Below are 20,417 nucleotides of genomic sequence, written 5' to 3'. Positions count from 1 at the left end.
CACGACCGCCCGTCACGGACACCCGCCAAGCACCCCACCCAGCACCACACCCCAGCCCCAGCCCCACCCCCAGACCAGCGAAGGAACCCCACGCACATGGCTGCCATCAAGCTCGTCTACATCGGAGGCGGGTCCTCCCGCGGCGCCGGGACCATGGCCTCGTTCCTGGCCCACGGCAAGCAGTTCGACGGCTCCGAGGTCGTCATCCAGGACGTCAACCCGGACCGCCTCGCCGCCGTCGAGACGATCGCCAACAAGATCGCCCGATCGCAGGGCCTCGACATCACCATCACCTCGACGACCGACCGCCGGGCGGCGCTCACCGACGCCGACGCCGTCCTCGCCAGCTTCCGCCCGGGCGACTTCGCCGCGCGCGCCCTCGACGAGCGGATCCCGTTGAAGCACGGCGTGATCGGCCAGGAGACACAGGGCCCCGGCGGGTTCTTCATGTCCCTGCGCTCGGTGCACATCTACGAGGACATCATCCGCGACCTCGACGCCGTCGCGCCCAACGCGGTGATCTTCAACTACACGAACCCGGTCAACATCGTGTCGCAGGCGGTGACGCGCTTCACCGACCGGACCATGTGGTCGATGTGCGAGGGCCCGATCACCTTCCCGCACACCGTTCTTCGGGCGGCCGGTCTCGACTTCGACAAGGCGCGCGTCGTCATGGCCGGGGTCAACCACAACATCTGGTCGGTCGAGCACACCTACGACGGCCAGGACCTCATGCCGCTGCTCGACGCGGCGTGGGAGGCCCGCAAGGACGACCCGACCCTCGACCGGCACGCCAAGCGGATGCTGCACCTCGCGACGACGATGCGCTCGGTGCCGAGCGACTACTTCCAGTACTACTACTTCCGCGACGAGGTGCTGCGCGAGGCGCAGGGCGCCCGCACGACGCGCGCCGAGGACCTCCTCGCGGCCCTGCCCGGCTACTGGGAGCACTACGAGGAGCAGTCGCGCGCCGACGTGCCCGAGCTGGACCCGACCCGCTCGCGCGGCGGCATCCACGAGCTCGAGCTGGCCATCGACGTCATGGACGCCTACTACAACGACACCGGCGCCGAGCTGCCCGTCAACCTGCCCAACGCCGGCGGGGCCCTGCCGGGCTTCGACGAGGACGTCGTCGTGGAGATGTGGTGCACCGTCGATGCGTCGGGCGTGCGTCCGCTGCCGCAGAAGCCGCTGCCGCACGCCGTGCGCGGCCTCGTCCAGCAGCTCGCCGAGTTCCAGTACCTCGCCGCCGAGGCCGCCTGGCGCGGCACGCGCGCCGACGGCGTCCGGGCCCTCGCGGCGAACCCGATGGTGCCCTCGCTGCGGGTCGCCGAGGAGCTCTACGACGAGATGGCCCACGCCCACCGGGCGTACCTGCCGGAGCGGCTCCTCCGGTGACGCACTCCCCTGCCGGCCGCAGCGGCCGCGGCGGGCACGCCTACCTCGCCGTCGACGCCGGCAACTCCAAGACGGTCGCCCTCGTCGTCGACGGCGAGGGCACCGTCCTCGGCCGCGGGCGCGGCGGCTGCGGCGACATCTACGGCGCGACGGACGCCGACGCCGCCCTGTCGGCGGTGTTCGGGGCCGTCGACGTGGCCCTGCGCGCGGCAGGCCTGGGGCCCGGTGACGTCACCGGTGCCGCGTTCCGGCTGGCCGGCGTCGACTTCCCGGAGGACATGCGCTTCTGGGACGGGCACATCGCGCAGCGCCTCGACGGCCTCGGCCCGTGGACGACGAAGAACGACGGCTTCGCCTCGCTGCGCCTCGTCGACGGCTCGGGCGTGGCGGCCTCGATCACCGTCGGCACCGGGCCGGCCGTCGCGGCCCGGTCGGCCGACGGCCGTGAGGAATGCTCGGGGATGTTCGTCTTCGACCACCTCGGCGGCTCGGGCCTGGGCCACCACGGGCTCGCCGCCGTCTGCCGCGCGTGGATGGGCATCGGACCGGCCACCGCCCTGACCGAGCCCTACCTCGAGCTCTACGACGTCTCCGACGCGTGGGCCCTGCGGCACGCCTTCGCGCGCCGTGAGGGGGCGCGGCCCGGCAGCGAACTCTGGCGGGCCTCGCGCGTCGTCCTCGCCGCCGCCGACGCCGGGGACGCAGTGGCCCTCGGGCTCGTCGCCGACCAGGCGGCGGCCTTCGTGCGGTACGCGCAGTGGTGCGCCCGACGCGTCGGGGTCGACCTCGCGTCAGGCAGCCTGCCCGTGCTGCTCAACGGCTCGGTCGTGACCTCCGAGCACTCGGCGATGCGCGACGCCCTCCGCGACCGGCTCGCCGTGGAGGCGCCCGCCGCGCCGGTCGTCGTGTCGTCGGCGTCGCCGCTCATCGGCGTCGTCCTCGACGCGCTCGCCGAGGGCGGCGTCGACGTCGGCCCCCGGCTGCTCGCGACCGTCCGCGACGACCACCCCGACGACTTCCTCGTCACCTGACCAGCACTGCCCCTGCCCTGCCCCTGCCTCCCCGCCACGCGAAGGAACCCGATGACCCCGCCCCCGTTCGACGTCGACGCCGTCCTCGCGGCCCTGACGCTCGAGGAGAAGGCCTCCCTGCTGTCCGGTCGCGACGACTGGTACACCGAGCCGATCGAGCGCCCCGCCGACGACGTCCACGTGCCCTCGATCGAGGTCGGTGACGGCCCGCACGGCCTGCGCAAGGAGACCGGCGTCGACATGGTGTGGGTGCCGGCGACGTGCTTCCCCACCGCGTCCGCGCTGGGCGCGACGTGGGACCGCGACCTCGTCCGACGCGTCGGCGAGGCGATCGGGCAGGAGGCCCGGGCCGAGGGCGTGCAGGTCGTGCTCGGTCCCGGGGTCAACATGAAGCGTTCGCCGCTCTGCGGCCGCAGCTTCGAGTACTTCTCCGAGGACCCGCTCCTGTCCGGCGAGCTGGGTGCGGCCTACGTCGAGGGCGTGCAGTCGGTGGGCGTCGGCACCTCGCTCAAGCACTTCGCCGCGAACAACCAAGAGATCGAGCGCACCCGCATCTCGGTCGAGGCCGACGAGCGGACGCTGCGCGAGACCTACCTGGCGGCGTTCGAGCGCGTCGTGACGAAGGCCGACCCGTGGACGGTCATGTGCTCGTACAACCGCCTCGCCGGCGTGCACGCCTCCGAGAACCGCTGGCTGCTCACCGACGTGCTCCGGCACGACTGGGGCTACGACGGGCTCGTCGTGTCCGACTGGAACGCCGTGCACCACCGGGTGCGCGCCGTGCAGGCCGGCCTCGACCTCGAGATGCCAGGCACCGCCGGGCGCACCGACGCCGAGGTCGTTGCCGCGGTGCGGTCGGGCGAGCTCGAGGAGTCGGTCGTCGACGCCGCGGCCCGACGCGTCCTGGCCCTCGTGGCCCGCGCGTACCCGGGCGACGACCTCGTCGACGGCACCGTCATGCGGCTCGGCGTGGCGCCCGGCGACCGGCTGACCGACGAGCAGCTGCGGCTCCTCGGCGCAGACGCCCACCACGACCTCGCCCGCGAGGCAGCCGCGTCGGCGATCACGCTGCTGCGCAACGAGACCCGGCCGGGTGACGCCGAGGCCGTCCTGCCCCTCGACCCGGAGGGCAGCGGGCGCGTCGTCGTCGTGGGTGCCTTCGCCGAGCACGCCCGCATCCAGGGCGGCGGGTCCTCCGGCGTCGACCCCACGCGCGTCGACCACCCGCTCGACGTGCTGCGTGACGCGCTCGGCGCCGACCGCGTCGGGTACGCGCCCGGCTACGTCCACACGCCCCTGAACGCCTACCAGGACGACCTCCGGTCCTGGCTCGACGCGCACGACGCGCCGTTCGTCGACGACGGCACCGGGCCCGCGCGCCGCTCCGCCGCCCTGGCCGAGGCGCTGCGCCTCGCGGCGGCCGCCGAGCGGGTGGCGTCGGGCCCCTTGTCCCCCACCGCGACCCGCCTGGTGGACGAGGCGGTGGAGGCTGCCGCCGACGCCGACCACATCGTCGTGTTCGCCGGGCTTCCGCTCGCCTTCGAGCAGGAGGCCGATGACCGCACGACCCTGGCGCTGCCCGCCGACCAGGTCGCCCTCATCGGCCGGCTCGCCGACCTGCGCGAGCGCACCGGGGCGGCCCTCGTCGTCGTCCTGTCCAACGGCGCGGCCGTGACGATGGACCCGTGGCACGACCGCGTCGACGCCGTCGTCGAGGCGTGGCTGCCCGGCCAGGCGGGCGCCCTGGCGCTCGTCGACGTGCTCCTCGGACGCGTCGACCCCTCGGGGCGCCTCTCCGAGACGTTCCCGCTCGCCCTCGAGGACACCCCGAGCCACCTCACGTGGACCGGCGAGCGCGGCACCGTGCTCTACGGCGAGGGCGTCTTCGTCGGCTACCGCTGGTACGACGCGCTGCACCGCGGCGTGCGCTACCCCTTCGGGCACGGCCTGTCGTACACGTCCTTCGCCTACACCGACCTCGACGTCACCGTCACCGACGCCGCCGGCGGGCGCGTCACGGTGACGTGCCGCGTCACCAACACCGGTGAGCGTGCCGGGCGCGAGGTGGTGCAGCTGTACGTCGGCGACCCCGACGCGTCGGTCCGCCGACCCGAGCGCGAGCTGCGCGGCTTCGAGAAGGTGACGCTCGAGCCCGGCGAGAGCACCACCGTGTCCTTCGACCTCGTCAGCCGCGACTTCGCCTGGTGGGACACCGAGGTCGAACGCGCCGACGGGCGCGCAGGTGCCTGGCGGCGCGAAAGCGGTGCCTTCGTCGTCGAGGTCGGGGCCTCGAGCCGCGACGTCCGGCTCCGCACGAGCCTCGAGCTGCCGGACGACCCGGACCTGCCGGCACTCGTGCCGGACGCGGCCCTCGGCGATGCCAGGACGTCGCGGTTCACCGACGGCTACCGCTGAGCGCGCTCAGGCCGGCCGGCGCAGGTCGCGGGAGTCGTCCATCCGCGTGAACCCCGCCCGGACATAGGTGGCGATGCCTCCGACGTTCGCGCTCGGGGTGCACACCATGACGCTCGAGCTGCCCATCCCACGCAGCACCGACGCCGCGGCGACGGTCACGGCGGTGCCGTGCCCGCGTCCACGGTGTTCCTGGTGCACGCCGAGCGACTCGATGAGCCCCGGCCGACCCGCACCGGCCGACCACACCGTCGCGGCCCCGACGGCCGTGCCGTCGGCGCCGTGCACGACGAGGCAGTGGGCGTCGGCGTAGGCCGGCCCCGCCGCCATGGCGTGCCAGCGCTCGGCCGTGAAGGTCGAGCGCGCGAAGGCGGCGCGCTGCACCGCCACGCGCGCGGCGATCGCCTCGTCGTCGCTCGGGTCCACGATCTCGACCCGCAGACCGCAGTCCTCGACCGGTCGGGCGAGGCTGCGCACCAACGGCGCCCACGGCTCGTCGGGCACCCAGCCGTCCGCGAGCAGCCGCTCACGGAAGGTGCCCCCGAACCGCGCCTCGACCGCGACCGAGCCCTCCGGCAGCACCCCACGCCCCGGCGTCGACACGTCGGCCACGAGTCGGTCGGCGGTCTCTTCGTCGCGCCAGCCCGCGGGCACGACCGCGAGTCGCAGCAGCGTCGGCTCGTCGAGCAGGCCCACCGCGACCACCTCCCCGTCGCGGCTCCACACGCGCAGGGCGACGGCCATCGCCTCGGCGCCGAAGCCCTGGTTCCAGCCGAGGTCCCCCGGGTGCAGCTGCACCGGACCACCGTCGTGCTGCCAGGCGCGCATCGCCTCGACGACGGCGGGCAGGCGGTCGGGTCCCGGGGTGTGCAGCTCGATGGTCACCCGACGATCCAACACCGCCCACGCGCGCCGTCTCGCATCATTTTCCGGAAGGGTGTCGTATCGGGACGGACACGTTCGTGGACAGGGTGAGCGGCAGCCGACCCGGCCGCCGGACACAGCGACAAGGAGACGACCGATGACGCAGTACCTCATCACCTTCAACGACGAGTGGGTGCAGGAGCACACCGACGACCAGCTGCGCGACAAGGCGGCCGCGGCCCGCGTCGTGCTCGAGGAGATGCAGGAGCAGGGCGTGCTCATCTTCACCAACGGCGGCCTCGACGCCGACACCGCGATCTGCAGCGTCGTGGCGCAGGAGGGCCGGCCCGTGTTCACCGACGGGCCGTTCGTCGAGACGAAGGAGCACCTCGGCGGCTTCTGCGCCGTCGACGTGCCCGACGACGAGACGGCGCGCTACTGGGCCGGGCGCCTGGCCGTGGCCCTCGACTGGCCGCAGGAGGTGCACCGGTTCCGCGGGAACGGGCACGAGCGTCGCCCGCTGGCCAACCGGACCGAGCAGGCCTGAGCGCGGTGCCCCGATACCTGCTGTCGGTGTTCGGACCGGCCGAGCCGACCGAGTTCGGCTCCTACCCCACACGTGAGGACATGCTCGAGGCCTTCGCCGACACCGGCGCGTTCAACGACCGGCTCCAGCGCGACGGCCACCTCGTCTTCGCCGACGGGCTCGAGCCGGCCTCGACCGCCACGACCGTCGACGGCCAGCGGGAGCGGCCGACCTTCACCGACGGGCCCTACCTCGAGACGAAGGAGTACCTCGGGGGCTTCTGGGTCATCGAGGCGGCCGACCTCGACGTCGCCCTCGCGCTCGCGGCCGAGGGGTCCAGGGCCTGCCGCGGCGTCGTCGAGGTGCGCCCGTTCCGCAGCGCGGAGTCCGTCCAGGCGCTCGTCGAGCCGTGACCGACCCCAGCGCCGACGTCGCGCAGGCGATCACCCGGGCCCACCACGAGGAGTGGGCCCGGGTCGTCGCCGGACTCGCCCGGCGCTTCGGCGACCTCGACGTCGCCGAGGAGGCTGCGGCCGAGGCCTTCGCCGCCGCGGCCGAACGATGGCCGCGCGACGGTGTCCCACCGAACCCGGGCGGCTGGCTCACCACCACCGCCACCCGCAAGGCGATCGACCGGTTGCGCCGCGAGTCCACGCGCGACGCCAGGCACCAGGCGGCCCTCATGCTCCACGACGACACCCCGGTGCAGCCCACCGGCCCGGTGCAGGACGACCGGCTCCGGCTCGTCTTCACCTGCTGCCACCCGGCCCTCGCCCTCGAGGCGCGGGTGGCCCTGACCCTTCGCCTCCTCGGCGGCCTCACCGTCGCCGAGATCGCCCGCGCGTTCCTCGTGCAGGAGACGGCGATGGCGCGCCGGATCACCCGTGCCAAGGCGAAGATCGCGGCGGCGCACATCCCCTACCGGGTGCCCTCCGCGGGCGACGTCGAGGAGCGCCTCGCCGGCGTGCTCGCCGTCATCTTCCTCGTCTTCAACGAGGGCTACCTCACCGGCGAGGGCGACGACCCGGTGCGCGTCGACCTCACCGACGAGGCCATCCGGCTCGGCCGCCTGCTCCGGGCGCTGCTGCCCGACGACGGCGAGGTGGCCGGGCTGCTCGCCCTCATGCTCCTCATCGACGCGCGTCGGTCGGCACGCGTGTCGCGCACCGGCGAGCTCGTCACGCTCGACGAGCAGGACCGCGGCGCCTGGGACCCCGCCCTCGTCGCCGAGGGCACCGCGCTGCTGCGCGAGCGGATCGACGCGGTGGCCGCCGGCGGTGCGCCGCCCGGGCGATACCAGCTGCTCGCCGCCATCAACGCGGTCCACACGGCCGCCCCGACCGCCCGCGACACCGAGTGGTCGCACGTCGTCGCCCTCTACGGTCGGCTCGCCCGGATCGACCCCTCGCCGATCGTCCGCCTCAACCGGGCCGTCGCGCTCGCCGAGGTCGACGGGCCCGCGGTCGGACTCGCCGAGGTCGACCGGCTCACGGGCGACCTCGACGGCTACCACGCCTTCCACGCGGCCCGCGCCGACCTGCTCCGACGGCTCGGGCGCAGCGGCGAGTCCCGCGCCGCCTACGACCGGGCCATCGGGCTGACCGGCAACGCGGCCGAGCAGTCCTACCTGGCGCGCCGGCGCGACCAGCTCGGGGGCTGACCGCGCCGACGCGTCGGGGCTGGGCCTGCTCTCAGCCGTGCGCCGAGGCGGCGGCCGCCTCCCGGCGGTGCTGGGCCAGGCGCAGCCACGTCTCGACGACCGTGTCGGGGTTGAGCGACATGGACTCGATGCCCTGGTCGAGGAGCCACTCGGCGAGGTCCGGGTGGTCGCTCGGGCCCTGGCCGCAGATGCCGACGTACTTGCCGCGCTCGCGGCACGCCTTGATGGCCATGGCGAGCATCTTCTTCACGGCGGGGTCCCGCTCGTCGAACGAGCCGGCGACGAGCGAGGAGTCGCGGTCGAGGCCCAGGGTCAGCTGCGTCATGTCGTTGGAGCCGATCGAGAAGCCGTCGAAGTGGTCGAGGAACTCGTCGGCGTTGACGGCGTTGCTCGGCACCTCGCACATCATGACGACCTGCAGGTCGTTCTCGCCGCGGACCAGGCCGTGCGAGGCGAGCAGGTCGATGACGCCCGCGCCCTCGGCGACGGTGCGCACGAACGGGATCATGACCTTGACGTTGGTCAGGCCCATCTCGTCGCGCACGTACTTCAGCGCCTCGCACTCCATCGCGAAGCACTCGGCGAAGTCGGCCGACACGTACCGGGCGGCGCCGCGGTAGCCGATCATCGGGTTCTCCTCGTGCGGCTCGTAGCGCTCACCGCCGACCAGGCCCGCGTACTCGTTGCTCTTGAAGTCGGACATGCGCACGATGACCGGCTCGGGCGCGAACGCCGCCGCGATCGTCGCGACGCCCTCGGCGACCCGCTGCACGAAGAACTCCCGCGGTCCGGGGTAGGCCGCGATGTGGGCCTGGATCTCGGCCTTGAGCGCCGGCTCCTGGTCGTCGAGCTCGAGCAGGGCGCGGGGGTGGATGCCGATCTGCCGGTTGATGATGAACTCGAGCCGGGCCAGGCCGACGCCGTGGTTGGGCAGCCGCGCGAACTCGAACGCCTGCTCGGGGGTGCCGACGTTCATCATCAGCTTGACCGGCAGGTCGGGCATGTCGTCGAGGGCGGTCTCGCTGACGGTGAAGTCGCGCAGCCCCTCGTAGACGAAGCCGGTGTCGCCCTCGGCGCACGAGACGGTGACCTCGTGGCCGTCCTCGAGGGCCTTGGTGGCCGAGCCGGTGCCGACGACGGCCGGGATCCCGAGCTCGCGGGCGATGATCGCGGCGTGGCACGTGCGGCCACCACGGTTGGTGACGATGGCGCTCGCGCGCTTCATGATCGGCTCCCAGTCGGGGTCGGTCATGTCGGCGACGAGCACCTCCCCGGCCTCGAAGTCGTGCATGGCCTCGATCGAGTCGAGGACGCGTACGCGCCCGGCGCCGATCTTCTGGCCGATGGCCCGGCCCTCGACGACGACCGGCCCGCGCTCGTCCATCCGGAACCGGCGCAGCGTCGAGCCGGACTGGCGCGACTGCACGGTCTCCGGGCGCGCCTGCAGGATGTAGAGCCGCCCGTCGACGCCGTCACGGCCCCACTCGATGTCCATCGGGCGGCCGTAGTGCTCCTCGATGCGCAGCGCGTGCCGGGCCAGCTCGGTGACCTCGTCGTCGGTGATCGACAGCAGGTGTCGCTTCTCCTCGGGCACCGGCACGAACTCGGTCGTGCGTCCGACGCTCGCGTGCTCGGTGTAGACCATCTTCGTGGCCTTGCCGCCGACGCCCCGCTTGAGGATCGCCGGGCGCCCCTCGCGCAGCGCGGGCTTGTAGACATAGAACTCGTCAGGGTTCACGGCACCCTGCACGACGGCCTCGCCGAGGCCGTAGCTGCTCGTGACGAAGACGGCGTCACGGAAGCCCGACTCGGTGTCCATCGTGAACATGACGCCGGAGGCACCGATGTCCGAGCGGACCATCCGCTGCACGCCGGCCGACAGGGCCACGACCGAGTGCTCGAAGTCGCTGTGGACCCGGTAGGCGATGGCGCGGTCGTTGTAGAGCGAGGCGAAGACGAGCTTGATCGCGTGCAGCACGTTGTCGATGCCGCGGACGTTGAGGAAGGTCTCCTGCTGGCCGGCGAACGACGCGTCCGGCAGGTCCTCGGCCGTCGCGCTCGAGCGCACGGCGAAGCTCGGCTCGGCGCCCTCGCCGGCCGCGCCCTCCGGGGCCGCCTGCTCGTCGACGAGCCGCTCGAAGGCCCCGCGGATGTCGCGCTCGAGGTCCTCGGGGAAGGCCTGCTCCTCGACCATCTCGCGGATGCTCGCGCCCACCTCGGCGAGCCGGCGCGTGTCGTCGACGTCGAGGTCGGCCAGCAGCGCGTTGATGCGGTCGGCGAGGCCGTCCTCGGCGAGGAAGCGGCGGTAGGCGTCGGCGGTCGTGGCGAAGCCGTCGGGCACCGACACCCCCGCCTTGGCCAGGTGCTGGACCATCTCGCCCAGCGAGGCGTTCTTGCCGCCCACCGACTCGACGTCGCCCAGTCCCAGCTCGGCGAACCTCACCACGTTCTCGGTCACTGCAGGTCCTTCCGGTTCCGGTCCGCGGTGGCGGACCTTGTTGTCGTGCACGGGTTTTCGCTCTGATGGTCTGTGGTTCAGCCGCCGTCGCCGAGGCGACGCGCCTGCATGATGACGGCCGAGATCTCCTCGACCGACATGTTCGAGGAGTTGACGACGGGCACGCGGTGGGCCTTGTACATGGCCGCCGCGCGGCGCAGCTCGTAGCTGCACTGGGCGAGGCTGGCGTACGTCGAGCCGGGGCGGCGCTCCCCGCGGACCTGGCTGAGACGCGCGGCCGTGGACAGCAGCCCGAAGCACTTGGCGACGTAGGGGCGCACCGGGCGGGGCAGGTCGCTCGAGCCGAAGTCCTCCTCGACGAGCGGGTAGTTGGCGACCTTGATGCCGTGCTGGAGCGCGAGGTAGATCGACGTCGGGGTCTTGCCGCACCGGGAGGGCGCGATGAGGATGAGGTCGGCCTGCTCGAGGTTGCGCATGCTCTGGCCGTCGTCGTGCTCCATCGCGAACTCGACGGCCCGCATGCGCGCCTCGTACCGGCCGACGTCGCCGACGCCGTGCAGCGCCCCGACGTGGTGGGCGGCGTTGACGTGCAGCACCCGCTCGACCGTGGCCAGGTGCGAGCCGAAGAGGTCGATGAAGGCGCACCGCGTCCGCTGCAGCTCGGCGCACACCTCCTCGTCGGAGACGGTCGAGAAGACGAGCGGCGTCACCGTGTCGGTCATCGCGCCGTCGAGCTCGGCGACGACCTCGCGAGCGCGCTCGACCGAGCGGATGAACGGGATCTTGCGCCGGACGAACCCGACCGTCGGGAACTGCTGCAGCATCATGTTGCCGAGCGTCTCGGCCGAGATGCCGGTACCGCCGGCGAGGAAGAAGGCCGGCGTGGGTGCGAGGGTCGGCCCGGGAACGGGCACGGGCGTCGACAGTGAGGCCACGGGGCCACTGTGGCACAGCCCCATCGTGCGCCCGTCACGGACGAGTCCCTCCGGACGCCGCGCACGGCCGACGGAGCACGCGCGCCCGCGCGTGACGTGACGCACCTCACCGGGCTCCGCGACACCGCGCCACCCGCTCGGCCAGCTCGCGGGAGGGCGCCTCGGGCCGTTCCGGAGGCCACTCTCGGCGGCAGCGGGCCCGATTTTGTCGGGCGAGCCTCTCACTGCTAACGTTTCCCCTCGTTGCGCCGCTAGCTCAATTGGCAGAGCAAGTGACTCTTAATCACTGGGTTCGGGGTTCGAGTCCCTGGCGGCGCACTTGTGAGAATACGCAGCGAAGGCCCCGGAGACCCCGTCTCCGGGGCCTTCGCCGTACTCCACCCGGGCGCGAAGGGCGTTGACCGCCCGAGCGGCAGAGAAGACGCTGGTCCCATGCCGCCGCCCCTCACCGACCTCGGGCTCGTCGACGACGTCCACGTCACCGTCGAGTTCGGCGGGGCGGCCGGACCGGAGGAGGTGTTCGTCCTCGACCTCCACCTCGCCAACCCTGCCGAGGCCGCCGCCGATGCGACGTACCTGTCTGCGTTGTCCCCCGTCGTCGCCCTGGTCGGCCCCGGGCACGAGTGCACCCTGCGCATCGGCCGCGAGCACCGACTCGGCAAGCATCGGACCAGCACCGTCACCGTCTCCCTGTCGCTCCCGATGCCTCCGCCCCGGGCCGACGAGACCGACCCCGCCGAGCGCAGCCACGAGCACCAGACGCTCCAGGCCGCGGTCGCGCTGGCCTTCCGGTCCGTCATGGGCCATACAGCGGACGCGCCCACGCACGCGCTCGCCCACGACGAGGCCATGGCCAGCGCTCGGCGGCGACTGGCCGACATCTATCCAGACGTCCTGGGTCGGCCCCTTTCGGTCAGCGCCGAGCAACATCTCGGCAGCGAGTGGGCGGTCCGCCTCGTCGGACCGTCGGGGCCCGGGTTCGAGGTACGGATCGGCTTCGTCGACGGTCACCCGGGGACGACCATGGCGCGCCGGATCCGCACGGGCGAGGTGGTCGACTCCGTCGGATCCGGCTGAGGTCCACGCCGCCAGTTCGCCTCGACGATCCCCCAGTCGTGTCTAGGCTGGCCACGGGCATCGACCTCGAGTGAGGAGTACGCGGTGGACGACGACTTCGGCGGTCCCGAGTCCCACGCTGGAGACGCGCACCGGCGGCGGGCATCCCACCTCTACGGCCTCGTGGTTACGGGTGCGGTGCTCGCCACGGCACCGGACGACGTCGCGATCCGCCGGGTGGCCCTCCTGCTGCTCGGCACCCTGGCCATCTACTGGGTGGCCGAGACGTTCGTGCACTGGACGGCGACCCGCACCGTGCTGCACCGCGACCTCACGCGACACGAGCAGCAAGCCGTCGTGCTCGACGGCTGGCCGCTGGTGGCGGCCTCGGCCGGCCCCGTGGCCCTGCTGTTCCTCGAGGCGGTGCTCCGGGTCGAGACCGGGACCGCCGTGAACATCGCCCTGGCGGCCACCGTGGTCCTGCTCGTCGTGGTGGGCTACCAGATGGGCAGCACCGGCGGTCTGCGCGGCGTCCGGCTGGTGGGGGCCTCGTTGCTCGTCGGGCTGCTCGGCGTCGCGATGATCGTGCTCAAGACCCTCCTGCACTGACTGCACCGACGGCACCGATCCAACCGGCCCTTTCCGGACATCCCGGGCGCCTTCGTGTATCACCCGGACCCGCCCCGACCTCCGAGGCAACGATGGATGCCGGAGGAGGAACGACGATGGGCACGAGCAACGACACGTCCGAGCAGTTCGAGCAGCCCGAGGGGTTCGACGGTTTCGACAAGGACCTCGACCGCGGCGACCAGGGCGAGCAGGTCACCGAGCCGGACCTGCCGTGGTCCGACGAGGGCGGACCCGGCGACGACGGGTCCGAGGGCGGCGAGGGCGGCGGCACCGACCGGGGCCCGGTCGTCATCCGCGGTCCCCGCGCCAGCGTCGGCAAGGCCCGCGCCTTCACGACGTACCTGCCCACGGGCATGTGCTGCAACTTCGTGTGGAACTGCATCGCGGCACCGCACTCGTTCGGCCTCGCCGACGCCAACGCCGCGTGGAACCGCTCGACGCAGCGTCGAGCCGGGACCGCGGCCCCGGCGGGGGCGCCCGTGTACTGGGCCGGCGGCAAGCACGGCCACATCGCGCTGTCGGTCGGCGGCGGCCGGGTCCGGTCGACCGACTGGCCGCGCAAGGGCAGGGTCGGCGAGGTCGACATCGACGAGATGACCCGGGTCTGGCGCCTCGGCTACCGGGGCTGGTCCACCGACTTCGCGGGCGCCGCCATCCCCGGCCTCGGCAGCACGCTGCTCGACGACGAGCAGATCCGACCGGGCAAGCGCAACGCCGCCGTCCGCACCTTCAACGCGGCGCTCTGGGACTCGATGCCGGCGAGCTACCAGGCCTCGCACCGCAAGGCGTGGATGACCGAGGCCGCCGACCTCTACGGGCCGGTGTCGCAACAGGTCTGCTACGACCGCTACGCCCTGCTCAACGCCGCCGACCCGAAGCGGTGGCCCCTGCCGACCAAGCCGGTGTGGCCCGGCCCCGGACTGCTGCGCTGGCTCAAGCTGCAGCCGGACTGACGCCGACGCCCGGGCACCGCTCAGAGGTAGAGGCCGGTCTGCCCGTCCTCGACGCGCTGGGCCGCCACGGCGTGGATGTCGCGCTCGCGGAGCAGGACGTAGTCCTGCCCGTGCAGCTCGACCTCGGCGCGCTCCTCGGGGTCGAACAGGACCCGGTCGCCGAGCTGCACCTGGCGCACGCTCGCACCGGTGGCCACGACGCTGGCCCACGCGAGGCGTCGGCCGACCGACGCGGTGGCGGGGATGAGGATGCCGCCGCCGGAGCGCCGCTCCCCCTCGGACTCGAGGGAGACGAGGACGCGGTCGTGCAGCATCCGGATCGGCAGCTTCTCGGCGGCGGACGCCTCGGACCTCTTCGCCACGTGAGCGACCTGACGGCTCAGTGCCGGCGGCGGCGCAGGAGGCCGACGACGACCACGGCCACGACGACCGCGGCCGCGACGGCTGCGACGCGCTCGATGCGCAGCTCGCCGTCCGGGGTGTGGGTGGCCTCGTCGAGCCGCAGCTTGAGGCCCTGGACGCCCCGCTGCGCGATGACCCCCGGCTGCGCGCGGTAGGCGAGCTCGTTGACGGTGCCCTCGAGGCGGGCTCGGGTGGCCTGGATGTCCTGCTCGATCCGTGCGGTGTCGGTCATGCCGTGGTCCTTTCCCGTGGTGGGCCGACTCTAGTCGGCGAGGCCGAGGTCACGACGCAGCTTGGCGACGTGCCCGGTGGCCTTGACGTTGTAGAGGGCGTGGCTGATGGTGCCGTCGGTGTCGACGACGAACGTCGAGCGCAGGACGCCCTCGACCGTCTTGCCGTAGAGCTTCTTCTCGCCGTACGCGCCGTAGGCACGGTGCACCGACAGGTCCTCGTCGGACAGCAGCGGGATCGTCAGGGCGTCGCGCTCGCGGAACTTCGCGAGCTTGGCCGGGGCGTCCTTGGAGATGCCGACGACCTCGTAGCCGTCCTTGCGCAACGACTCGATGGACTCGCTGAAGTCGCATGCCTGCTTGGTGCAGCCGGGCGTCATGGCCGCCGGGTAGAAGTAGACGATGACCTTGCGGCCGGCGAAGTCGTCGAGGCCGACCGTGGCCCCGGTGTCGTCCGGCAGGCTGAACGCGGGGGCCTTCTCGCCCGGCTCGAGGCGGTCGCTCACGGTGTCTCCTTCGTCGGGGGTGCCCCAGGGTGGCGCGGGGGTGCGGCGCGCTCGTGCGGACGGCGGGACTTGAACCCGCACGCCGAAGCACAGGAACCTAAATCCTGCGTGTCTGCCAGTTCCACCACGTCCGCTCGTGATCCGCGGCCCAGCCTAGTTGCCTAGGCTTCGGGCATGCGCGAGCAGGTGGTGAGGCGGGTCGGAAGCGGCACCGCGTGGGAGGCGTCGGTCGGCTACTCGCGCGCGGTGCGCGTCGGTGACCACGTCCACGTGGCCGGCACGACGGCCGTGCGCGACGGCGAGGTGGTCGGCGTCGGCGACGCCTACGAGCAAGCGCGCGTCGCCCTGCAGATCGTCGGCGAGGCGCTCGACGCGTGCGGGGCCTCGTTCGCCGACGTCGTTCGAACTCGCCTGTACGTCACGGACATCCGGCACTGGGAGGAGATCGGGCGGGCCCACGGCGAAGTCTTCGCCGACGTCCGGCCGGCCGCGACCATGGTGCAGGTGTCCGCCCTCATCGACCCCGACCTGCTCGTCGAGGTCGAGGCCGAGGCCGTCGTCACTCCACCCGGACGTTGACGACGTGGATGCCGGTCGAGCCGTCCGGCGCGGGCGGCGCCTCGTACGGCGACTGCACCTGCCCGGTGTCGTCGTAGGCGCGCACCCGGATGTCGTGGCTGCCCGGCGTGGCGTCCCACTCGTAGACCCACTGGCGCCACGCGTCGATGCTGGCGTCGGCGGCGAGCCGGGCCTCGGTCCACGGCTGCTGGTCGACCTGCACCTCGACCTTCGAGATGCCGGTGTGCTGGTGCCAGGCGACGCCCGCGACCGCGACGGTGCCGGCCTTGACGACGGCGCCGGCCTGCGGCACGTCGATGCGTGACGCGGTCTTGATCGGCCCCATCGGCGACCAGCCCCGCGGCGTCCAATAGCCCATGTCCTGCGCATACGTCGTGACCTTGAGCTCGGTGACCCACTTCGTCGCCGACACGTAGCCGTAGAGGCCCGGCACGACGACGCGCACGGGGAAGCCGTGCTCGAAGGGCAGCGGCTCGCCGTTCATCCGGACGGCGAGCAGCGCGTTGCGGTCGTCGGTGAGCGCCGTGAGCGGGGTGGAGACGGTGAAGCCGTCGACGCTCGTCTGCAGGACCATGTCGGCGCCCGCCTTGGGGACGGCCATCTTCAGCAGCTCACGCACCGGCCACCCGGTCCACAGGGCGTTGCCGACGAGCTCGCCGCCGACCTCGTTCGAGACGCACGTCAGGGTGATGAGCGCTTCCTGCATCGGCTTGGACTGCAGGGTCTTCCAGTCGATCTCGACCTCGCGCTCGACCATTCCGGTGACCTTGAGCGTCCAGTCGTTGGCGTCGACGCGCGGCACGACGATGGCGGTGTCGATCCGGTAGAAGTCCTCGTTGGGCACGATGAACGGCGTCAGCCCGGGGATCCGGAGGTCCGCCCCGGCCGCCACCGGCACCGACGCGGCAGTGGCCGGTGCCGCCGCCACGGCTGCCCGCGACGCGGTGGCCGCGGACGAGCTGCCGCCGAGGACCCCGCCGACCCAGGCCGCGGCAGCACCGACGGCGCCACCGAGCACCCAGCGCCGCGACGGTCCGCTCGCCGAGCTCTGGCCCGACCCTCGCGCCGTGACGGACCGGCGCAGGAACCACAGCCCGACGAGGGTGCCGAGCAGCGTCGGCACGGCATCGAGCGCGCTCGCACCCGGTCGGGACAGGACCGCTGCGACGCCGACGGCCCCGAGCACCGCGAAGGCGACGAGCGCGGCCGGCAGGTTCCGGTGCGCCAACACGCCGAGCGCGGCGCACGCGAGCGCGAGCACGACGACGACCCCGAGGAGGAGGGCCCGCTTGTCGTTGGTGCCGAAGGTCGACACCGCGAAGTCCTTGAGCCACGGCGGGGTCCGGTCGATGAAGGCCCCGCTCACCGCCGCGACGGGACCGGGCTGGCCGGTGCTGGTCCCGACGCCCGTAAGCAGGGCCGCGAGCAGGGTGCCGATGCCGACGGTGAGCAGCCCGGCCACCACCCCGTCCACGGCGCCGACCCACGCGGGAGTGCGCGTCGTCGGGCTGTCGGGGACGGTGGGGGCCGGGCTGGTCGTCGTCATGGCCTCAGGAGCTCCTTCAGGTGCGGCACGAGCGCCCGGAACGCGAGCGCCCGGTGCGACACGCCGTTCTTCTCGTCGGCGTCGTACTCCGCCAGTGTGCGTTCGGAGCCGGCCGGCTGTCCGGATGGGACGAAGATCGGGTCGTAGCCGAAACCGTTCGTGCCGCGGGCCTCGCGCGCCACGGTGCCCGGGAAGTGCCCGAGCTCGGCGGTCGAGCGGCCGTCGGGGAGCACGAGGGCCGCCGCGCAGACGAACGCGCCGCCGCGGTGCTCGTCGCGGACGTCGCCCAGCTGGGCCAGGAGCAGCTCGAGGTTGGCGCGGTCTCCCCCGCCGCCGGACCACCGGGCGCTGAAGATGCCCGGCGAGCCGCCGAGCACGTCGACGGCCAGGCCGGAGTCGTCGGCGAGCGCCGGCAGGCCCGTGACGGTCGCCGCCGAGGCGGCCTTGAGGATCGCGTTCTGCTCGAAGGTGACGCCGTCCTCGACGACGTCCGGGGCGTCGGGGAACTCGTCGAGGCCGACGATGTCGAGTCCGAGCTCGGCGCAGACGTCGGCGAGGATCTCGCGCAGCTCCTCGACCTTGTGGTGGTTGCGGGTGGCGAGGACGACCTTCGTCACCGGCCCACCCCCTCGGCGAGCGCCGCACGCTGGCGCTCGGTGAGGTCGGCGCACCCCTTGGCCGCGAGCTCGAGCAGGCCGTCGAGGAGGGCGCGGTCGAACGGCTCGCCCTCCGCGGTGCCCTGGACCTCGACGTAGCGCCCGTCGCCGGTCATGACGACGTTCATGTCGGTCTCGGCGGTCGAGTCCTCGGGGTAGTCGAGGTCGAGGACCGGCTGCCCGCCGACGATGCCGACCGAGATCGCGGCGACCGAGCCGGTCAGCGGCTGCGCGTTCTTGCCGATGAGGCCCTTGGCACGGGCGTCCTCGATCGCGTCGGTGAGGGCGACGAAGGCTCCGGTGATGGCGGCGGTGCGGGTGCCGCCGTCGGCCTGGAGCACGTCGCAGTCGAGGACGATGGTGTTCTCCCCCAGCGCCTTGGTGTCGATGACGGCGCGCAGGCTGCGGCCGATGAGCCGGCTGATCTCGTGGGTGCGGCCACCGATCCGGCCCTTGACGCTCTCGCGGTCCGAGCGGGTGTTCGTGGCCCGTGGCAGCATCGCGTACTCGGCGGTGACCCAGCCGGTGCCCTTGCCCTTGAGCCAGCGCGGCACGCCCTCGGTGAAGGAGGCGGCACAGAGCACGCGGGTGCGCCCGAACTCGACGAGGACGCTGCCTTCCGCGTGGTCGAGCCAGTTGCGGGTGATCCGCACCTCGCGCGTCTGGTCGGGGGCACGGCCGTCATGTCGGTCAGTCATGCTCCCGAGGCTAGCCATGACCCAACGCTAGGTCCGAACCGTCCCCCGGTCGCGGCCACGAGAGGCTCGTTCGCAGACCGTAAGACGCCGCCCGGTCAGCCGCGGGTGGCGGCCTCGAGCGTGGCGAGCTCGTCCGCGGACAGCGCGAGGTCGGCCGCGCGCACCGAGTCGGTGATGCTCTCCGGACGAGAGGCCCCCGGGATCGGCACGACGACCGGCGACAGGGCGAGCTCCCAGGCGAGGGCCACCTGCTGCGGGCTGACGCCGCGGGCGTCGGCCACCTGCTGGAACGCGTCGTGCTCGCTGCCGAGGTCGCCGGCCCTGCGGATTCCGCCGAGCGGGCTCCACGGCAGGAACGCGAGACCGAGCTCGTCGCACAGCTCGAGCTCGGGACGGCTGCTGCCGAACGCCGGCGAGAACTGGTTCTGCACCGACACCAGCCGGCCGCCGAGCACCTGCTGCGCCTCGCGGATCTGGTCGGGGTTCGCGTTCGAGACGCCGGCCATCGCGATCACGCCCTCGTCGAGCAGGTCGGCGAGCGCGCCGACCGACTCCGCGTACGGCACGTCGGGGTCAGGACGGTGGAACTGGTAGAGGCCGACCGCGTCGCCGCCGAGGCGCTGCAACGAGGCCTTCGCGGCCTGCTTGAGGTGCTCGGGACGACCGTCGAGCGTCCAGCTGCCGTCGCCGGGACGCAGGTGGCCGCCCTTGGTCGCGACGAGGACCTCGCCCGCGTCGCCCGACCACGAGTCGAGGGCCCTGGCGATGAGCGACTCGTTGTGCCCCACCTCGTCCGCGTCGCGGTGGTAGGCGTCGGCGGTGTCGATGAAGGTGACGCCGGCGTCGAGGGCGGCGTGGATGGTGCGGACGGAGCGGTCCTCGTCGGGCCGGCCCTCGATGGACATCGGCATGCCGCCGAGCCCGATCGCGCTGACGGTGCGGTCTCCGATGGTGCGCTGCTGCAACGTGGCTCCCGGTGTCGTGAGGTGTGTCGTGGGTTCTGGGCGGACGTCTCGTGCCGTACCCACGGCGGCTCGGGCCCGCACGGTCGCGGCCGACAGGCGGACGGGAGGCGGACGGGAGGCGGACGGGAGGCAGGGTCAGAGCGTGTACGTGGCGTCGGGCTCTGCGAGCTCGACGTCGCCCGGCCACACCTCGGCCGCCTGGGCCCGGCACACCTCGGGGTCGTTCCACGCCGGGATGTGGGTGAGCATGAGACGGCGGACGCCGCCCGCCGCGACCGCGGCCTCGGCGGCGCGGCGGCCGGACAGGTGGATGCCCGGCACCGTGTCGCGGCCGTCGACGAACGCCGAGTCGGCGAGGACGAGGTCGGCCTCGGCCATGAGGTCGGACAGCTGCGGACAGGTGTCGGTGTCGCCGGTGTACACGAGCGTGCGCCCACCCGCCTCGACGCGGAAGCCGAAGGCCTCGACGGGGTGCTCGACCCGCATCGGCGTGATGGTGAAGGGCCCGACCGTGAAGCACTCGCGGTCGCGCAGGTCGTGGAAGTCGAAGGCCGCGAGGAGCGCCTCGGACTCGCCGCTGCCGTAGGCGCGGGCCAGGTGGGCGCCGGCGCCGGGCGGGCCCCACGTGGGCAGCGGGCCGCGGCCGGTGCCGCCCGGGACGTAGCGCGTCATGACGTAGAGCCCGCACATGTCGATGCAGTGGTCGACGTGCAGGTGCGAGAGCACGACGGCGTCGACCTCGTAGGGCACGACGTGGCGCTGCAGGGCGCCGAGCGCCCCGTTGCCGAGGTCGAGCACGACGCTCCACGTACGGCCCTCGTGCTCGGCGCGGACGAGGTAGGAGGACGCGGGCGAGTCGGGGCCGGCGAAGGACCCCGAGCAACCGACGATCGTCACGTCCACGGCCCGAGC

General features: G+C 73.1%; 21 protein-coding genes and 2 tRNA genes. 11 read left to right on the top strand and 12 right to left on the bottom strand.

Annotation, left to right across the window (positions count from 1 at the left end):
- Window positions 1-96: 96 nt before the first annotated feature.
- The 3 genes from RY076_RS15265 to RY076_RS15255 are packed head-to-tail and all read left to right on the top strand — an operon-like array spanning window position 97 to window position 4,844.
- Entirely contained in the window at window positions 97-1,398 is a 1,302-nt protein-coding gene (locus RY076_RS15265; RefSeq protein WP_323099546.1) for a family 4 glycosyl hydrolase, read from the top strand.
- On the top strand, window positions 1,395-2,429 hold the full coding sequence (locus tag RY076_RS15260) for a BadF/BadG/BcrA/BcrD ATPase family protein (protein WP_323099545.1): 1,035 nt from the start codon (window positions 1,395-1,397) through the stop codon (window positions 2,427-2,429). Before RY076_RS15265 ends, RY076_RS15260 begins: the two co-directional genes overlap by 4 nt.
- Before the next feature lie 51 nt (window positions 2,430-2,480).
- A complete protein-coding gene (locus RY076_RS15255) occupies window positions 2,481-4,844 on the top strand; it encodes a beta-glucosidase (protein ID WP_323099543.1) in 2,364 nt (787 codons plus the stop codon).
- A gap of 6 nt (window positions 4,845-4,850) precedes the next feature.
- Here the strand turns inward: RY076_RS15255 and RY076_RS15250 are convergent, their stop codons facing one another.
- On the bottom strand, window positions 4,851-5,726 hold the full coding sequence (locus tag RY076_RS15250) for a GNAT family N-acetyltransferase (RefSeq protein ID WP_323099541.1): 876 nt from the start codon (window positions 5,724-5,726) through the stop codon (window positions 4,851-4,853).
- Window positions 5,727-5,862: 136 nt separating this feature from the next.
- Between RY076_RS15250 and RY076_RS15245 the strand changes: the two genes are divergently transcribed.
- The 3 genes from RY076_RS15245 to RY076_RS15235 are packed head-to-tail and all read left to right on the top strand — an operon-like array spanning window position 5,863 to window position 7,891.
- Complete coding sequence (locus RY076_RS15245) at window positions 5,863-6,252, top strand: YciI family protein (protein ID WP_323099539.1); 390 nt, start codon at window positions 5,863-5,865, stop codon at window positions 6,250-6,252.
- A gap of 5 nt (window positions 6,253-6,257) precedes the next feature.
- Complete coding sequence (locus RY076_RS15240) at window positions 6,258-6,644, top strand: YciI family protein (RefSeq protein ID WP_323099537.1); 387 nt, start codon at window positions 6,258-6,260, stop codon at window positions 6,642-6,644.
- Window positions 6,641-7,891 carry an RNA polymerase sigma factor gene (locus RY076_RS15235; RefSeq protein WP_323099536.1) on the top strand — a complete coding sequence of 417 codons (1,251 nt, stop codon included), beginning with the start codon at window positions 6,641-6,643 and terminating at the stop codon, window positions 7,889-7,891. Before RY076_RS15240 ends, RY076_RS15235 begins: the two co-directional genes overlap by 4 nt.
- 31 nt (window positions 7,892-7,922) lie before the next feature.
- On the opposite strand, the gene ppsA is transcribed toward RY076_RS15235, so the two are convergent.
- Together ppsA and RY076_RS15225 are read right to left on the bottom strand one after the other, a co-directional pair.
- Complete coding sequence (gene ppsA / locus RY076_RS15230; protein WP_323099534.1) at window positions 7,923-10,349, bottom strand: phosphoenolpyruvate synthase; 2,427 nt, start codon at window positions 10,347-10,349, stop codon at window positions 7,923-7,925.
- A 77-nt stretch (window positions 10,350-10,426) separates the two neighbouring features.
- On the bottom strand, window positions 10,427-11,284 hold the full coding sequence (locus RY076_RS15225; RefSeq protein WP_323099532.1) for a pyruvate, water dikinase regulatory protein: 858 nt from the start codon (window positions 11,282-11,284) through the stop codon (window positions 10,427-10,429).
- Window positions 11,285-11,529: 245 nt separating this feature from the next.
- Here RY076_RS15225 and RY076_RS15220 point away from each other — a divergent pair.
- The 4 genes from RY076_RS15220 (at window position 11,530) to RY076_RS15205 (ending at window position 13,923) form a co-directional block, all read left to right on the top strand.
- Window positions 11,530-11,602 (top strand) — tRNA-Lys (locus tag RY076_RS15220).
- A gap of 114 nt (window positions 11,603-11,716) precedes the next feature.
- Window positions 11,717-12,361, top strand: a complete 645-nt coding sequence (locus tag RY076_RS15215; RefSeq protein WP_323099530.1) for a hypothetical protein — start codon at window positions 11,717-11,719, stop codon at window positions 12,359-12,361.
- A gap of 84 nt (window positions 12,362-12,445) precedes the next feature.
- Entirely contained in the window at window positions 12,446-12,949 is a 504-nt protein-coding gene (locus RY076_RS15210; protein ID WP_323099528.1) for a hypothetical protein, read from the top strand.
- A 116-nt stretch (window positions 12,950-13,065) separates the two neighbouring features.
- Window positions 13,066-13,923 carry a hypothetical protein gene (locus RY076_RS15205; protein WP_323099526.1) on the top strand — a complete coding sequence of 286 codons (858 nt, stop codon included), beginning with the start codon at window positions 13,066-13,068 and terminating at the stop codon, window positions 13,921-13,923.
- A gap of 20 nt (window positions 13,924-13,943) precedes the next feature.
- On the opposite strand, the gene RY076_RS15200 is transcribed toward RY076_RS15205, so the two are convergent.
- The 4 genes from RY076_RS15200 to RY076_RS15185 all read right to left on the bottom strand — a co-directional run bounded on the left by RY076_RS15200 (window position 13,944) and on the right by RY076_RS15185 (window position 15,195).
- Window positions 13,944-14,237, bottom strand: coding sequence for a GroES family chaperonin (locus tag RY076_RS15200; protein ID WP_083707007.1), 294 nt, complete (start codon window positions 14,235-14,237; stop codon window positions 13,944-13,946).
- A 65-nt stretch (window positions 14,238-14,302) separates the two neighbouring features.
- Window positions 14,303-14,557 carry a DUF3618 domain-containing protein gene (locus RY076_RS15195; RefSeq protein ID WP_323099524.1) on the bottom strand — a complete coding sequence of 85 codons (255 nt, stop codon included), beginning with the start codon at window positions 14,555-14,557 and terminating at the stop codon, window positions 14,303-14,305.
- Window positions 14,558-14,587: 30 nt separating this feature from the next.
- Window positions 14,588-15,061, bottom strand: coding sequence for a thioredoxin-dependent thiol peroxidase (gene bcp / locus RY076_RS15190; RefSeq protein ID WP_323099523.1), 474 nt, complete (start codon window positions 15,059-15,061; stop codon window positions 14,588-14,590).
- Window positions 15,062-15,115: 54 nt separating this feature from the next.
- Window positions 15,116-15,195, bottom strand: a tRNA-Leu gene (locus RY076_RS15185).
- A gap of 40 nt (window positions 15,196-15,235) precedes the next feature.
- Between RY076_RS15185 and RY076_RS15180 the strand changes: the two genes are divergently transcribed.
- Entirely contained in the window at window positions 15,236-15,640 is a 405-nt protein-coding gene (locus tag RY076_RS15180; RefSeq protein ID WP_323099521.1) for a RidA family protein, read from the top strand.
- Here the strand turns inward: RY076_RS15180 and RY076_RS15175 are convergent.
- The 5 genes from RY076_RS15175 to RY076_RS15155 form a co-directional block, all read right to left on the bottom strand.
- Complete coding sequence (locus tag RY076_RS15175; protein WP_323099519.1) at window positions 15,621-17,186, bottom strand: molybdopterin-dependent oxidoreductase; 1,566 nt, start codon at window positions 17,184-17,186, stop codon at window positions 15,621-15,623. The two genes, RY076_RS15180 and RY076_RS15175, sit on opposite strands and share 20 nt — an antisense overlap.
- Complete coding sequence (rdgB, locus tag RY076_RS15170; protein WP_323099518.1) at window positions 17,183-17,803, bottom strand: RdgB/HAM1 family non-canonical purine NTP pyrophosphatase; 621 nt, start codon at window positions 17,801-17,803, stop codon at window positions 17,183-17,185. Before rdgB ends, RY076_RS15175 begins: the two co-directional genes overlap by 4 nt.
- Window positions 17,800-18,540, bottom strand: a complete 741-nt coding sequence (rph, locus tag RY076_RS15165; RefSeq protein ID WP_323099516.1) for a ribonuclease PH — start codon at window positions 18,538-18,540, stop codon at window positions 17,800-17,802. The genes rdgB and rph overlap by 4 nt, the downstream gene beginning before the upstream one ends.
- A gap of 95 nt (window positions 18,541-18,635) precedes the next feature.
- Window positions 18,636-19,505 carry an aldo/keto reductase gene (locus tag RY076_RS15160; RefSeq protein WP_323099514.1) on the bottom strand — a complete coding sequence of 290 codons (870 nt, stop codon included), beginning with the start codon at window positions 19,503-19,505 and terminating at the stop codon, window positions 18,636-18,638.
- Window positions 19,506-19,640: 135 nt separating this feature from the next.
- The gene (locus RY076_RS15155; protein ID WP_323099513.1) at window positions 19,641-20,408 is read right to left on the bottom strand and encodes an MBL fold metallo-hydrolase; all 768 of its coding nucleotides are present in this window, start codon (window positions 20,406-20,408) and stop codon (window positions 19,641-19,643) included.
- Window positions 20,409-20,417: the final 9 nt, after the last annotated feature.

Source organism: Intrasporangium zincisolvens, from assembly GCF_034724055.1.
Classification (GTDB): Bacteria; Actinomycetota; Actinomycetes; order Actinomycetales; family Dermatophilaceae; genus Monashia; species Monashia zincisolvens.
This window is presented reverse-complemented; position numbering and strand designations above follow the sequence as displayed.